Annotated in this window: 13 protein-coding genes; 7 read left to right on the top strand and 6 right to left on the bottom strand. The window is 71.6% G+C overall.

Going from position 1 to position 12,522, the window contains the following annotated elements; translation table 11 throughout:
- The first annotated feature begins 61 nt into the window (after positions 1–61).
- From GA0070617_RS01455 to GA0070617_RS01470, 4 genes are all read left to right on the top strand, one after another.
- Positions 62–715, top strand: a complete 654-nt coding sequence (locus GA0070617_RS01455) for a hypothetical protein (protein WP_229688283.1) — start codon at positions 62–64, stop codon at positions 713–715.
- A complete protein-coding gene (locus tag GA0070617_RS01460) occupies positions 712–1,521 on the top strand; it encodes an SDR family NAD(P)-dependent oxidoreductase (RefSeq protein WP_091432907.1) in 810 nt (269 codons plus the stop codon). Before GA0070617_RS01455 ends, GA0070617_RS01460 begins: the two co-directional genes overlap by 4 nt.
- Before the next feature lie 156 nt (positions 1,522–1,677).
- Positions 1,678–2,217 carry an orotate phosphoribosyltransferase gene (gene pyrE / locus GA0070617_RS01465; protein ID WP_091432912.1) on the top strand — a complete coding sequence of 180 codons (540 nt, stop codon included), beginning with the start codon at positions 1,678–1,680 and terminating at the stop codon, positions 2,215–2,217.
- A 93-nt stretch (positions 2,218–2,310) separates the two neighbouring features.
- Positions 2,311–2,652, top strand: coding sequence for an ArsR/SmtB family transcription factor (locus GA0070617_RS01470; RefSeq protein WP_091445720.1), 342 nt, complete (start codon positions 2,311–2,313; stop codon positions 2,650–2,652).
- A gap of 66 nt (positions 2,653–2,718) precedes the next feature.
- Here GA0070617_RS01470 and GA0070617_RS01475 read toward each other — a convergent pair whose 3' ends face one another.
- From GA0070617_RS01475 to GA0070617_RS01490, 4 genes are all read right to left on the bottom strand, one after another.
- Positions 2,719–3,675, bottom strand: a complete 957-nt coding sequence (locus GA0070617_RS01475; protein ID WP_175440402.1) for a DUF368 domain-containing protein — start codon at positions 3,673–3,675, stop codon at positions 2,719–2,721.
- Positions 3,676–3,858: 183 nt separating this feature from the next.
- Positions 3,859–4,491 (bottom strand): DedA family protein, encoded by a 633-nt coding sequence (locus GA0070617_RS01480; RefSeq protein ID WP_091432919.1) that lies wholly within the window; start codon positions 4,489–4,491, stop codon positions 3,859–3,861.
- 204 nt (positions 4,492–4,695) lie between these two features.
- A complete protein-coding gene (locus GA0070617_RS01485) occupies positions 4,696–6,258 on the bottom strand; it encodes an LPXTG cell wall anchor domain-containing protein (protein ID WP_091432924.1) in 1,563 nt (520 codons plus the stop codon).
- 95 nt (positions 6,259–6,353) lie between these two features.
- A complete protein-coding gene (locus GA0070617_RS01490; protein WP_091432928.1) occupies positions 6,354–6,566 on the bottom strand; it encodes a hypothetical protein in 213 nt (70 codons plus the stop codon).
- A gap of 125 nt (positions 6,567–6,691) precedes the next feature.
- Here GA0070617_RS01490 and GA0070617_RS01495 point away from each other — a divergent pair, with 125 nt between their 5' ends.
- Together GA0070617_RS01495 and fbaA are read left to right on the top strand one after the other, a co-directional pair.
- Positions 6,692–7,084 carry a phage holin family protein gene (locus tag GA0070617_RS01495; RefSeq protein ID WP_217628757.1) on the top strand — a complete coding sequence of 131 codons (393 nt, stop codon included), beginning with the start codon at positions 6,692–6,694 and terminating at the stop codon, positions 7,082–7,084.
- 133 nt (positions 7,085–7,217) lie between these two features.
- Entirely contained in the window at positions 7,218–8,240 is a 1,023-nt protein-coding gene (gene fbaA, locus GA0070617_RS01500) for a class II fructose-bisphosphate aldolase (protein ID WP_091432932.1), read from the top strand.
- Positions 8,241–8,340: 100 nt separating this feature from the next.
- Here the strand turns inward: fbaA and GA0070617_RS01505 are convergent, their stop codons facing one another.
- A complete protein-coding gene (locus GA0070617_RS01505) occupies positions 8,341–9,645 on the bottom strand; it encodes an LOG family protein (protein ID WP_175440404.1) in 1,305 nt (434 codons plus the stop codon).
- A gap of 345 nt (positions 9,646–9,990) precedes the next feature.
- Between GA0070617_RS01505 and GA0070617_RS01510 the strand changes: the two genes are divergently transcribed.
- Positions 9,991–10,419, top strand: coding sequence for a DUF3151 domain-containing protein (locus GA0070617_RS01510; protein WP_091432935.1), 429 nt, complete (start codon positions 9,991–9,993; stop codon positions 10,417–10,419).
- A gap of 126 nt (positions 10,420–10,545) precedes the next feature.
- Here GA0070617_RS01510 and GA0070617_RS31205 read toward each other — a convergent pair whose 3' ends face one another.
- Positions 10,546–12,459, bottom strand: a complete 1,914-nt coding sequence (locus tag GA0070617_RS31205) for a MinD/ParA family ATP-binding protein (protein ID WP_483308351.1) — start codon at positions 12,457–12,459, stop codon at positions 10,546–10,548.
- Positions 12,460–12,522 lie beyond the last annotated feature (63 nt).

Genomic DNA, 12,522 nt, shown 5'->3' on the forward strand with positions numbered 1-12,522 from the left:
CGCGCCACCGACGATCCCTCCGAGTAGGTTGCAACCCGACACCTACTCGGAGGGATCAGTCGTGTCCTGTCCCGATCCGGCACCCGTGCGCCGCCCCGCCGTGGTCACCTTCGCGGCGGCCGGGCTGCTGCTGATGGCCCTCGGTGCGCTCGGCTACGCCGTCGCCAGCCTGGTCAACCTGGCCGGCACCGTGGACCGGTTCCGCTCGACCGTGGCCGGCACCGCCGACGACGGCGAGATCGACACGGTGGTCACCCTGGTGCGGGTCACCGTGGTGCTGTCGGCGGTGGTCACCGTGCTGGTCGGCCTCCTGCTCGCCGGGCTCGCGGTCGGGCTGCTGGCCGGTCGCCGGGGCGCCCGGGTGGCGACCTGGGTGGTCGCCGGGTTCGGCGGGTGCTGTGGCGGTGGCGCCCTGGCGCTGCTGCTCGGTCAGCGCCTCGCGCCGCTGCGGCTGGCCGACGACGACCCCACGACGGCCGCCCTGCTCGCCGCCGTGCCGGAGGCGTACCCGTCGTGGTGGATTCCGTTGAACGCCGGGGTTTCGGTCGGACAGCTCGTCGGTTACCTTGTGGTAACCACGTTGCTGGTGCTGCCGGCGGCGCACACCTGGTTCGCCCGGCGCACCCCGTCGACCGGCTCGACGGACCAGGCCCCGGGTGGTCCACCCGCCCAGCCGCCCCGCGACCCCGTACCCCCGGTGAGGATGACCCCGTGACGTCCGATGCGATCCCGACGCGGCGGTGGGCCCTGGTCACCGGGGCGACCGCCGGGATCGGTGCGGCCTTCGCCCGTCGGTTCGCCGCCGACGGGTGGGACCTGGTCCTGGTGGCGCGGGACGCCACCCGGCTCGACACGATGGCGGCCGAGCTGACCGGGCGGCACGGTCGACGGGTCGAGACGTTGCCGGCCGATCTGTCCACCGAGGACGGTTGTCTCGCCGTCGAGCGGCGGATCACCGCCGGGCCGCCGGTCGAGATGCTGGTCAACAGCGCCGGGATCGGCCTCAAGCGGTCGTTCCTGAACACCAGCGCCGCCGACGAGGCCCGGGTGCTGCACCTCAACGTGTACGCGGTGATGCGGCTGACCCGGGCGGCGCTGCGGTCGATGACCGAACGCCGACGCGGGGCAGTGATAAATGTCTCTTCCGTCGCCGGGTTCGCCGCCTTCGCGCCCGGATTGACGTACGCGGCCAGCAAGGCCTGGGTAACCAACTTCAGCGAGTCGGTGGGGCAGGCCGCCCTGCCGTTCGGTGTTCGGGTGTTGGCTCTCTGTCCCGGCTACACCCGCACCGAGTTTCACGAACGGGCCGGCATCGACCCGGCGACGATCCCCGCCTGGCTCTGGCTCCGGACCGACGATGTCGTTGACGCAGCCCTTCGTGACCTGCGGAAAGGCAAGTTGGTAAGTGTCCCGGCGTGGAAGTACAAACTGGCCGTGGCGGGGCTGCGGCACACTCCGCTGCGCCTGCTGCACGCCGCGACCCGGGACCGCCGCCGGCGACCGGAGCGCGCCACCGGCTGACCGGGCCCGCCACCACTACTTGCGGGTACGTCCGGCCGCTGGACAGAGCACCGTCGCACAGAGTAGCGGATCATTGCTACAGATCAGTCGCTCGCGGGGTTGACCCGAGCGGACCCCACACCTGACTCCCAGAGTTGCGCAGTACCCTCTATCGGCATGGGGGACCACGACGACCTGCGTAAATTCATCACTGACCTGGCTGTTGTGCATGGCCGGGTGGTGCTCTCCTCAGGTCAGGAGGCGGACTGGTACGTCGATCTGCGGCGCGTCACGCTCCATCACCGGGCGGCACCGTTGGTCGGCCGGGTGCTGCTCGACCTGACCGCCGACTGGCAGTACGACGCGGTGGGTGGCCTCACCCTCGGCGCGGACCCGATCGCCCTGTCGATGCTGCACGCGGCATCGGCGGACGACCGCCCGTTGGACGCGTTCGTGGTGCGTAAGACAGGCAAGGCGCACGGCCTGCAACGACGGATCGAAGGCCCCGACGTAGTGGGACGTCGGGTGTTGGCGGTCGAGGACACGTCGACGACGGGGGGCAGCGTGTTGACCGCGGTCGACGCGTTGCGCGAGGCCGGAGCCGAGGTGGTGGGTGTGGCGGTTATTGTTGATCGAGGCGCTGGTGCCGCGGTGGAAGCCGCCGGACTGCCGTATCGGGCCGCCTATACGTTGGCTGACCTCGGCCTTGTGGCGTAAAAGTTTACCGATTCGGATCTGCTGATATGCAGGCGGATCGATGCTGCTGGTGGAAGGATGTAATTCGTGGGAACTGCGTTGGCTGAAATGACCATGCCTCAGATCTCGCCGCTTGCCGGCGAGCCGATCGAACGTGCCGATGCCGAGCGGCTGGCCGGGGTGCTCAAGGCCCTTGCCGATCCCGCCCGACTGCGGCTGCTCAGCCTGATCCAGTCGGCTCCCGAGGGGGAGGCGTGCGTCTGTGACCTGACCGCGCCGCTCGGCCTCTCGCAGCCGACGGTCAGTCACCACCTGCGTATCCTCACCGAGGCCGGCTTGCTGGAGCGGGAGAAGCGCGGTGTCTGGGCGTACTACCGGCTGGTGCCGGCGGCGATCGCCACGATCGCCGACCTGCTCACCCCGCCGCGCAAGCGCGCCACCAAGAAGGCTCGCTGACGGTGACCGTCACGCTCCGGTGACCGGTCAGGCCGGTCACCGGAGCGGGCGGGGTCGTCCGTGGCCTCAGCGGTCGGCCGGCGTCCGGTAGGACGCCGGTGGCTGGTACGCGGGCTCCTCGGTCAGTGCCTCGGCGGCCCGCCGCAGTCGGCGCTGCTCGGCGACGATCATCGCGCCGACCAGGGCGAGACCGAGCAGGAAGAGCCCGAGGATCGGCAGCAGGTTGTCGCCGGGGGCGGTCAACGTCCGGTCCTCGGTCTGCCACGGCCACAGTGCGCGGAGACTACCCAGCAGTGCGCCGGCCATCACCGCCAGCGTCATCCGGCGGTGCTTGTCCAGCAGCCACTGCAGCAGCTTCACGAACGAGGCCAGGCCGAGCACCATGCCGGTGCCGAAGACCGCGAGGTAACCGAGATCCCGGTCGTTGAGCGCGGTGATGGTCGGCTCGTAGAGCCCCACCGTGAGCAGCAGGAACGACCCGGACACCCCGGGCATCACCAGGGCGCAGACCGCCACCGCCGCGACGATCAGCACGATCACCGGGTGGGGCGTGAGCTCCGCCTGCGGCAGACCGGTGAGCAGGAACGCGCCGACGGCGGTGGCGATCAGCGCCACCAGGTGTCCGGCGTGCCGGGGTCGGGGAATCATCGACAGCGGCACCAGCACCGAGGCCAGCACCAGGCCGAGGAAGAGCCCCCGGGTGTGCTCCGGATACTCCGTCAGCACCGGTTCGAGCAACATCGCGGCGAGCAGCAGGCCCGGCACCATGCCGAGGAACACCGGCAGTACCACCGACCAGTGCACGTACCGGAACTGCTGGCCGGCCCGGGCCCAGCCCCGTTTGCGGGGGACGTCCGCCACGGCGTACCGGAACGCGTTCACCAGGTGGCCGGCGGAGACGATCAGCCGCTCGTACACGCCGGTGACCAGCGCGATCGTGCCTCCGCTGACTCCTGGTACGGCCTCGGCCACCCCGATGGCCGCCCCCCGGAAGACATGACCGACCCGTTCACCCAGTGCCATAAGAATCCGTTCGTCCGTCCGCCCGGACCGCCGTACGCGGACCGGTCACGTGGCCAACCAGGCTACCGGGGCCGGTCAGGGTAGCCCGGAGCCCCGCTTGACTGAGTCGCGGGTCAGCCGGTATGGCGCTCGTGGCGGCAGCCGGCGGCGGTGTCGCGGGACGTCCCGTGGCGGTGTCCCGGGTCAGGCGCGGCGGTTGGCCGCCAGCCGGGCGCGGAGCAACTCGAAGGCGATCGGCAGCACCGAGAGCAGCACGATGCCGATCAGGATCGCCTCGATGTTGGCCTTCACGAAGGGCACCTGGCCGAGGAAGTAGCCGAGCACGGTGACCCCGGTGCCCCAGAGGATGCCGCCGACCACGTTGTAGGTGACGAAGGTGCGGTAGTTCATCCGGCTCACACCGGCCACGATCGGGGTGAACGTCCGGACGATCGGCACGAAGCGGGCCAGCACGATCGACCGGGCACCGTACTTGGCGAAGAACTCGTGCGCCTTGACCACGTTCTCCTGTTTGAACAGCCGCGAGTCGGGCCGCCGGAACAGCGCCGGCCCGACCTTGCGACCGAAGGCGTACCCGACCTGGTCGCCGGCGACGGCCGCGATGGTGATCAGCAGGCAGACCAGCCAGAGCGGGTAGGTGATGTACTGCCCGTCGGCGGTGAGCAGACCGGCGGTGAAGAGCAGCGAGTCACCGGGCAGGAAGAAGCCGATCAGCAGACCGGACTCGGCGAAGACGATGGCCAGGATGCCCAGCAGCCCGAACGTCGAGATGAGGAACTCCGGATCGAGCCAGTCCGGCCCCAGGGCGACGGTCATGCTGGGCGGCACGGGGGACCTCCGAAGTCTGCCAGGGCAGAAGGCGGCACTCCGCCCTCGATAACGGCACTGCGTAGTCTAGAGCCCACCGTCCGACACCATCACCCGCATCGCCCGTCACCGGATGACCTGCCCGTTCTCGGCTCAGGGCCGCCAGCGGCGGGTGAGGGATGAAGGCGACGGATGAGGGCCGCCGGCGACGGCTCAGGGCTGCCGGCGGCGGGTGAAGAAGAAGAGGGCGGCACCGACCAGCAGGAGGCCGCCGCCGATGGCGGCGATCGTGACGACCGAAGCTCCGGTGATCGGCAGACCGCCACCCTGACCGCCGTCGTCGTCACCGTCACCGCCGCCCTGGGCTGCGGTGTCGACCACGATCTTCGCGGTGTCGTTGCCGGGATCGAGATCCACGGGGACCGTCGACCCGTTGTGGCCCAGCGTGATCGTGCTGCTGTGCCGGCCCGGCTTGTCGATCCGGAGCGAGAACGGGAACTCGGCCCGCTCGCCGCTGGGCAGCGGCCCCGTCCGGAAACAGCTGTAGTGTCGGCCACCCGGCCGGCCCGGCTCCTCGCCCTGGTCCTCGTCGCTGCGGCAGTTCTTCGGGGCGCGTACCGCCGTGGTGCCCTCGGGCACCAGCACGGCCACGATGGTGTAGAAGCTGCGGCCACCCGCGTTCAGTACCGCCGGCCCCTTGTTGGTGTAGCCGACGGTGACCGGCACGGTCCGGCCGACCTCGCCGCTGACCCGGGCCCCGTTGGCGGCCGCGTCGGCCTGCTGGTCACCCTGGACGGTGAGGACGATCTCGGTCGAGTTGTCACCCGGGGTCAACTCCGACTGGGGCTCGCCGGCCCGCTGCGGTGCGGCGGAGACCGACGCCAGACCGAGCACCCCGTCGGTGCCCCGCTCGCCGTCCTGGTTGGCCGGCGACCGCTGCGAGCGCAACGCCGCCCAGTCGGCCGGGGTGAGCCACACAGCGGTGCCGTGCTGGGTGTTCGGTGCCCAGGAGTCCCGGGGCAGGGCGAACGAGAAGTCACTGTCCACCCGGACGGCCGCACCGGGTGCCAGACTCCGGTCGAAGGTGCAGGCGAACGTCACCGGCGTGCTGTGGTGCGGCCCGGTGGCGAAGTACTCGCAGTTCCGGTACCGCTTGGCCGGCGCCAGGCTGTAGTTCCCGACGACGTAGAGGACAAGCTGCTCGACGGCCCGCTCACCCTGGTTGCGTACGGTCAGCGGGGCCGTGACGGTGGCACCCGGCCGACCGGTCAATGCCGCCTCGGCGGGCGCCACCAGGTCGACGCCCGCGCCGACTGAGACCGTCGAGCGGAAGGTGCTCCGGCCGCCGCCTGGCTCGGTCACGGTGAAGGCCAGCTCACCCCGCTGACCCGCCTCGGCATTCTCGCGCAGCGACACCACCAGCGAGAGCAGGCCCATGCTGGGCCCGTCCTCGTCGAGCACCTGGCAGGTCAGCACCGGACCGGCCGCGGAGCAGTCACCGCCGGAAGGGGCCACCGTGGCGAAACCGTCGACACCGCTGCGGTCCACCGTGACCGTCGCCGACGGCAGCGGCCGGTCGCCCAGCACGGTCAGGTCGACGCTCTTCTTCGGGCCGCCGGGCGCGAGCGCCACGTTGTTGGCGTACAGGTCGAACGCGACGGCCGGGCGGACGTCGGCCGGCTCCGGCGCGGCGGCACCGGGGGAAGCCGCCACGGCGACCACCAGGCCGACGACGCCGAGCCCGGCCAGCAGACGCCGAATCGAGCGGGTACGCATCACGGGGCTCCTCCGATGGGTGGCCCGTGGATCGTAAGCGCAACGGCCGGCTTTCGATGTCCCCCGGCGGGACGGTGCGGCTGTCGGTCGCTGCCCTAGCGGTAGTCGTCCTCGTCGCCGGCGACGACCCGGGCCTGCTCCATGGCGTCCCAGTCGGCGACCTCCAGCCCTCGGTGCGGTTCGGTCTCGCCGTCGGCCGGGTCGATCGAGGTGGCCTGCTCGACCGCGTCGGCGGCCGGGGCCTCCAGGTCACGCTCGTTAGGCGTGAGGTGGTCGCTCGGGGCGAAGTCCTCGTCGGGCTGACCCATCGTCTCTCCCTGGATAAACAGCGGAAATCTACCCACACCGTACGGGGTGTGGGCCGGGTCCGCTCGGCACGCCGGCCACCCCGGTCGGCCGATTGCCGCCCCGGAGGGCACCGGCCGGTGCCAGGATGGACGGCGTGGGCTTTCTGATCCGGTTGGCGATCACCGCGATCGCGTTGTGGGTCACCACCCTGGTCGTACCCGGGGTGGAGGTGACCGGCCGGTCCGGGGCGAACACGGCGTTCACCCTGGTCGTCGTCGCGTTGATCTTCGGCGTGGTCAACGCCGTGCTCAAGCCGGTCATCCAGGTGGTCGGTTGCGTCTTCTACCTGCTGACCCTGGGACTGTTCGCGCTGGTGGTCAACGCGCTGCTGTTCCTGCTCACCGACTGGATCGCCGGGAAACTGGACCTGCCGTTCCGGGTGGACGGCTTCTGGGCGGCCTTCTGGGGGGCCATCGTGGTGGCGGTGGTGAGCTGGGTGATCAGCGTCGTCGTGCCGGACGCCCCGGATCGCCGGTGAGCCGCTGGTCCGGGCCGGTTGTGTCGGCGCAGGGCTGTTACGGGATACTTCCGGCGATGGACAGTGCGGTCCGGCGGACCAACGGAAGACAGCGGCCACCCGGCCGACAGCGGTAAGTAAGGAGCGTTTCGAGATGCCCATCGCTTCCCCAGAGGTCTACGCGGAGATGCTGGACCGCGCCAAGGCCGGCCGGTTCGCGTACCCCGCGATCAACGTCACCTCCTCGCAGACCCTGAACGCCGCCCTGAAGGGCTTCGCCGACGCGGAGAGCGACGGCATCATCCAGGTCTCCACCGGCGGTGCCGAGTACCTCTCCGGCCCGACCGTCAAGGACATGGTCACCGGCGCGGTGGCCTTCGCGGCGTACGCCCGCGAGGTGGCGAAGAACTACCCGGTCAACATCGCCCTGCACACCGACCACTGTCCCAAGGACAAGCTGGAGAAGTTCGTCCGCCCGCTGATGGCCATCTCCAAGGAGCGGGTCGCCCGGGGCGAGGACCCGCTGTACCAGTCGCACATGTGGGACGGCTCCGCCGTACCGGTCGCGGAGAACCTCCAGATCGCCGCCGAGCTGCTCGACCGGGCCGCCGAGGGCAAGATCGTGCTGGAGATCGAGGTCGGCGTGGTCGGTGGTGAGGAGGACGGCGTCGAGAACGCCATCAACGACAAGCTCTACACCACCACCGAGGACGGCCTGGCCATGGTCGAGGCGCTCGGCCTGGGCGAGAAGGGCCGCTACATGGCGGCGCTGACCTTCGGCAACGTGCACGGCGTCTACAAGCCGGGCAACGTCAAGCTCCGCCCGGAGATCCTCAACCAGATCCAGCAGGCGGTCGGCGCCAAGTACGGCAAGGACAAGCCGCTGAGCCTGGTCTTCCACGGCGGCTCCGGCTCGCTGCTGGAGGAGATCCGCGAGGCGCTTGACTACGGCGTGGTGAAGATGAACATCGACACCGACACCCAGTACGCCTTCACCCGCCCGGTCGCCGACCACATGCTGCGCAACTACGACGGCGTGCTCAAGGTCGACGGCGAGGTCGGCAACAAGAAGCAGTACGACCCGCGGGCCTGGGGCAAGCTCGCCGAGGCCGGCCTGGCCGCCCGGGTCGTCGAGGCCTGCGAGCACCTCCGCTCCACCGGCACCAAGCTCAAGTAACCCCGGTGTAAGGAAGGGCCCCCTGTTAACGCTTACGGTCGAGAAGGTCACCCCTCTCACCGCCACGTGTTAACAAGGGGCCCTTCCTTACGCACGAGGGTCAGTGGGTGAGGATCTGGACCGCCTCGTGGACGTCGTCGGTGAGGTGGATGCTCTTGGCCAGGTCACCGAAGGGGGAGCCGGCCAGCAGCGGGCGCAGCAGCGCCTCGACCGGCAGCTCGCGGGTCCAGTAGGCCCGGTCCAGGAAGACGTACGCGCCGCTGGCCCCGTCGGTGCCGTAGAACGTCTTCGTCGCCGCCTGGAAGACCTCCTGCACGGTTCCGGCCCGGCCCGGCGCGAAGACGATCCCGCCCCGGGCCAGCCGGAGAATGGTGTCCTCCCGGATCGCGTTGGAGAAGTACTTCGCGATCCGCCCGGCGAACAGGTTCGCCGGCTCGTGCCCGTACAACCAGGTGGGGATGGCCAGCCCACCGCTGCGGGCCCAGTCCACGTCGGCGACCGCGCGCTGGTGCGGCACCCCGCCACCGGCGACCCCGCCATCGCCGGTCCCACCAGCGCCGGCCCCGCCACCGGGCGCTGCCGGGGTCGGCGTTCCACCGCCGCTGGCCGTCGCGACCCCGGCGCCGCGGCCGTAGCGTTGGCGGACCGCGAGCGCCGCCGCCGTGTACCGGTCGTGGTCGGTGAAGTCGGGCGCCTCGGCGAGCAGGTCGATCGCGGCGGTCAGCTCCGCGGCCGGGTACGGGGCGAGGAACGCGCCGAGGTTCGCCGCCTCCATCACTCCTGGGCCGCCACCGGTGACGATCAGCCGGTCGGCCCGCGCCAGCTCCCAGCCCAGGGTGGCGGCCAGCCGGTACGGCACACTGCCGCGTGGCACCGCGTGCCCGCCCATGATCCCGACCACCGACTGGGGCCCGTGGGTGGCCAGCCAGGCCCGGGTGGCGTCGGCGAGGGCGTTGTCCACCCCGTGGTCGTGCAGCCGCTGCGCCAGCGCCTCCTTCACCTCCGGCAGCGCGCCCCCGTGAGCGCGGAAGTGTTGGTAGACGCGGGTGTCGTACATTCCGGCGAAGCCGTTGTCGGCGAACCCGGCGGCGAGTTCCTCCGGGGTGTAGAGGTGCGACGGCTGGGTCGGATAGGGCAGTCCGGAGAACGGCGGCACCACGTTCGCGCCGCGCCTGACCAGGTCCGCGCCGATGTCCCGGGAGGCGAACCGGCACCCGATGAAGAGGGTGCCGGTGACCTCGATCCCGCTGAGGTCGGGGATCGGGTCCAGGTCGAGGCGGAGACCCTGCACGGTCAGTCCGGTCAGGCTGCCGGTGGTGAGCCGCTGGTCGAACGCGGCCCGGGTCTCGATCTCGGCGGGGGCGGTGTGCGGCTCGATGACGTCCGCTGGCGGTGGGGTCGGCACCCGACCATCCTTTCCGACGGCTGCGGCGATCGCACCCGGCCGTCTCCTCCGACGGGTTCGGGTGATCCACACCCGGCTGCCTTCTCCGGACGGGGCAGCTACCGAAAGGCCGTCTCTGCGGGCGGAATCCGGCTGCCGGACACGGGCCGCAACGGCGGGAGCCCGGCGGTCAGACCGCCGGGCTCCCGTTGTTCCGGGTCCTGGGGAGGCTCCGGACCTACAGTTCTAGCCGACGTGCCAGGCCGGCGACACTGGTCACCAGGCGGTGTCGGGTCATCCGTTCAGGTAGTCGACCGAGGCCAACCCCCCTCGCGCAGCCGAGGGCGAAGCGGGTTGAATGGGGCGATGCAGAACCTGTTGCCGGAGCCACCGGCCACCCTTCTCCCCGAGAACGTCGAGGCTGACGCCGCCCTTGGCGCCGCCGAACAGTCCGGCGGCGAGGAGGCGTACGCCGAGGCCGCTGCCCGTTTTCCGACCCACAGCGCGGCCTGGGCGGCGCTGGCCACCCGGGCCCTCGACGCCGGCCAGGTCGTCGCGGCGTACGCGTACGCGCGCACCGGATACCACCGGGGTCTGGACCAGTTGCGCCGCAGCGGCTGGAAGGGGCACGGCCCGGTGCCCTGGTCGCACCGCCCCAACCGGGGATTCCTGCGCTGCCTGTACGTGTTGTCCCGGGCGGCCGGGGAGATCGGCGAGGCCGACGAGGCGGCCCGCTGCGCCCAGTTCCTCCGCGACTGCGACCCCGCTGCCGGAGACGCCCTCGCCGGCAGCTGATCCGGCCGATGGATCGAGCCGGTCCACCGTCCTGGACCGGCTCCGAGACGGCACCGTTTCGTGGAAGTAGTGGCCTCATGTGGGCCACTACTTCCACGAAGCGTGGAGTTCGCGAAGAAGACCTGCTCAGAGGCCCTCGGCGACCGAGGCAGCGATCTTCAGCCAGGCATCCCGGGTGGCGGCGGAGAGGCCGCCGTAGCGGATCGGCTCGCCGGAGTCGATCAGTCGCTCGTACGGGGCGAGCAGCACCGCCCGGGTACGCGCCGCGAAGTGCTGCTGGATCGCCGGTAGGTCGATCTCCTTGCGGGACGGTGGCATGGAGACGACCGTCACCGCCTGCCGGACCAGCCGCTGCCGCCCGCTCTGCTCCAGGTGGTCGAGCATCCGGGCGGCGGTCTCCGCCGAGTCGTTCCGCGCCGACATGGTGACCAGTAACTGGTCGGTGGCGTCCATGGCGGCCTGCCAGTTCTGGGCCCGGACGTTGTTACCGGTGTCGACGAAGATCAACTTGTAGAAGCGGCTGACCACGTCCCGGATCTCGGCGAACGCCGCCGCGGTGAGCATCTCGCCACCCGTGGCGGACTCGTCCGAGGCGAGCACGTCGAACATCCCCTCGCCCTGCGAGCGGACGTACTGCGACAGGTCACCGACCCGCCCGTGCGCCCCCTGGAACTGGCCCAGGTCGCGCAGCATGTCGCGCACCGTACGGGAGTGGAAGTCCTGCTGGGCCCGCATGCCGAGGGTGCCCTGGGTCTCGTTGTTGTCCCAGGCCAGCACGTACCCGCCGCGCTTCTGCCCGAAGGTCATCGCCAGCAGCAGGATGGCCACCGTCTTGCCGGCCCCACCCTTCGGGTTGACCACCGTCACCTGACGCAGCCCACCGAAGTTGCGGCGCACCATCTCGATGTCGCGCCGCAACTCCTGCTCGTGCCGCCCGGGTGGCAGCTTGACCAGGCCGGTCTTGTTGACCATCGCCCGGAAACCGGTGGCCGCCACCGGGTCCGGGGGGCGGAGCTGCCGCCGCCGGGCGAAGTCCTCCGCCGTGGGCGCGGCGGCCAACTCCGCGGACCAGGAATCCGGGTACGCCGCCGGCCCGGCTTGTGGCGTCCCCGGCTGCCCGGTGCCGTGCTGCCCGGTGCCGTGCTGCCACGGTGGCGGGTACCAGCCAGCCGGGTCCCGGGGTGACGGACCGGGTAACCCCGGTGACAGCGGACCGGGTGGTGGTCCCGGCTGCTGGGTCGCCGGATCGGATGGTGCTCCCGATTGCTGCGCTGACGGGTCGGATGGTGACCCGGGTTGCTGGGCCGCTGGTCCGGGCGGCGGCGCGGGTTGCTGGGCCGCTGGTCCGGGCGGCGGCGCGGGTTGCTGGGCCGGAGGGCCCGACCGGTACGGGGGCGGCAGCGGTCCGGGCGGGTTGAACGTCGGGTCCAGCGGCCCGGGTGGGTTGAATGTCGGCGGCAACGGTCCGAGCCGGGGCCGTGCCGGTTCGGCCGGGTGCGCGGAAGTGAGCGGGCCGGGCTCCGGCGGCACCGGTGCGGGTGGCACCGGTACCGGCGCCGGTTGCGACGGCACCGGCCCGACGCCCCTGGGCGCGTCCGGCACCGGCCCGTACCCGGCTGGTCCGGCGCCGGACTGGGCCGTCCCGGCGGTACCGACCTGAGCCTGTTCCGGCACGCTGGACTGGGCCTGTCCCGCCACGCCCGCTTGGGGCTGTCCCGTCACGCCGGCTTGGGCCTGTCCCGTCACGCCGGCTTGGGGCTGTCCCGCGACGCCGGGTTGGGCTGGCTCGGCGACGCCGGCTTGGGGCTGTCCCGCTACGCCGGGCTGGGCTGGCTTGGCGACGCTGGGCTGGGTCGCCCTGGCGGTGTTGGACTGGGGCAGTCCGGCGGTGCCGGGCTGGTGGGGCGGTGCGGCACCGGTCGAGACCGGATCGGGGGCCGGTCCGCTGGTCCGCTGCGGGGGTTGTGCCCACGGTGACTCCGGCTGGGGCCGGACCCCGGTCGTCGGCGGGCGCTGGCCCGCCCTGCTCCGGTGTACCACCGGCTCGTCCAGGGTGAAGGGCGCGCTCAGGTCGACCGGAGCCGGCGGCGCACCGCGCTGCGC

Source organism: Micromonospora yangpuensis, from assembly GCF_900091615.1.
GTDB lineage: Bacteria > Actinomycetota > Actinomycetes > Mycobacteriales > Micromonosporaceae > Micromonospora > Micromonospora yangpuensis.

Excerpts from the sequence above, each read along its gene's own strand:
- pyrE (WP_091432912.1), top strand. The coding sequence starts at position 1,678 with ATGGGGGACCACGACGACCTGCGTAAATTCATCACTGACCTGGCTGTT.
- GA0070617_RS01470 (WP_091445720.1), top strand. The coding sequence starts at position 2,311 with ATGCCTCAGATCTCGCCGCTTGCCGGCGAGCCGATCGAACGTGCCGAT.
- GA0070617_RS01475 (WP_175440402.1), bottom strand. The coding sequence starts at position 3,675 with ATGGCACTGGGTGAACGGGTCGGTCATGTCTTCCGGGGGGCGGCCATC.
- GA0070617_RS01480 (WP_091432919.1), bottom strand. The coding sequence starts at position 4,491 with ATGACCGTCGCCCTGGGGCCGGACTGGCTCGATCCGGAGTTCCTCATC.
- GA0070617_RS01485 (WP_091432924.1), bottom strand. The coding sequence starts at position 6,258 with ATGCGTACCCGCTCGATTCGGCGTCTGCTGGCCGGGCTCGGCGTCGTC.
- GA0070617_RS01490 (WP_091432928.1), bottom strand. The coding sequence starts at position 6,566 with ATGGGTCAGCCCGACGAGGACTTCGCCCCGAGCGACCACCTCACGCCT.
- GA0070617_RS01495 (WP_217628757.1), top strand. The coding sequence starts at position 6,692 with ATGGACGGCGTGGGCTTTCTGATCCGGTTGGCGATCACCGCGATCGCG.
- fbaA (WP_091432932.1), top strand. The coding sequence starts at position 7,218 with ATGCCCATCGCTTCCCCAGAGGTCTACGCGGAGATGCTGGACCGCGCC.
- GA0070617_RS01510 (WP_091432935.1), top strand. The coding sequence starts at position 9,991 with ATGCAGAACCTGTTGCCGGAGCCACCGGCCACCCTTCTCCCCGAGAAC.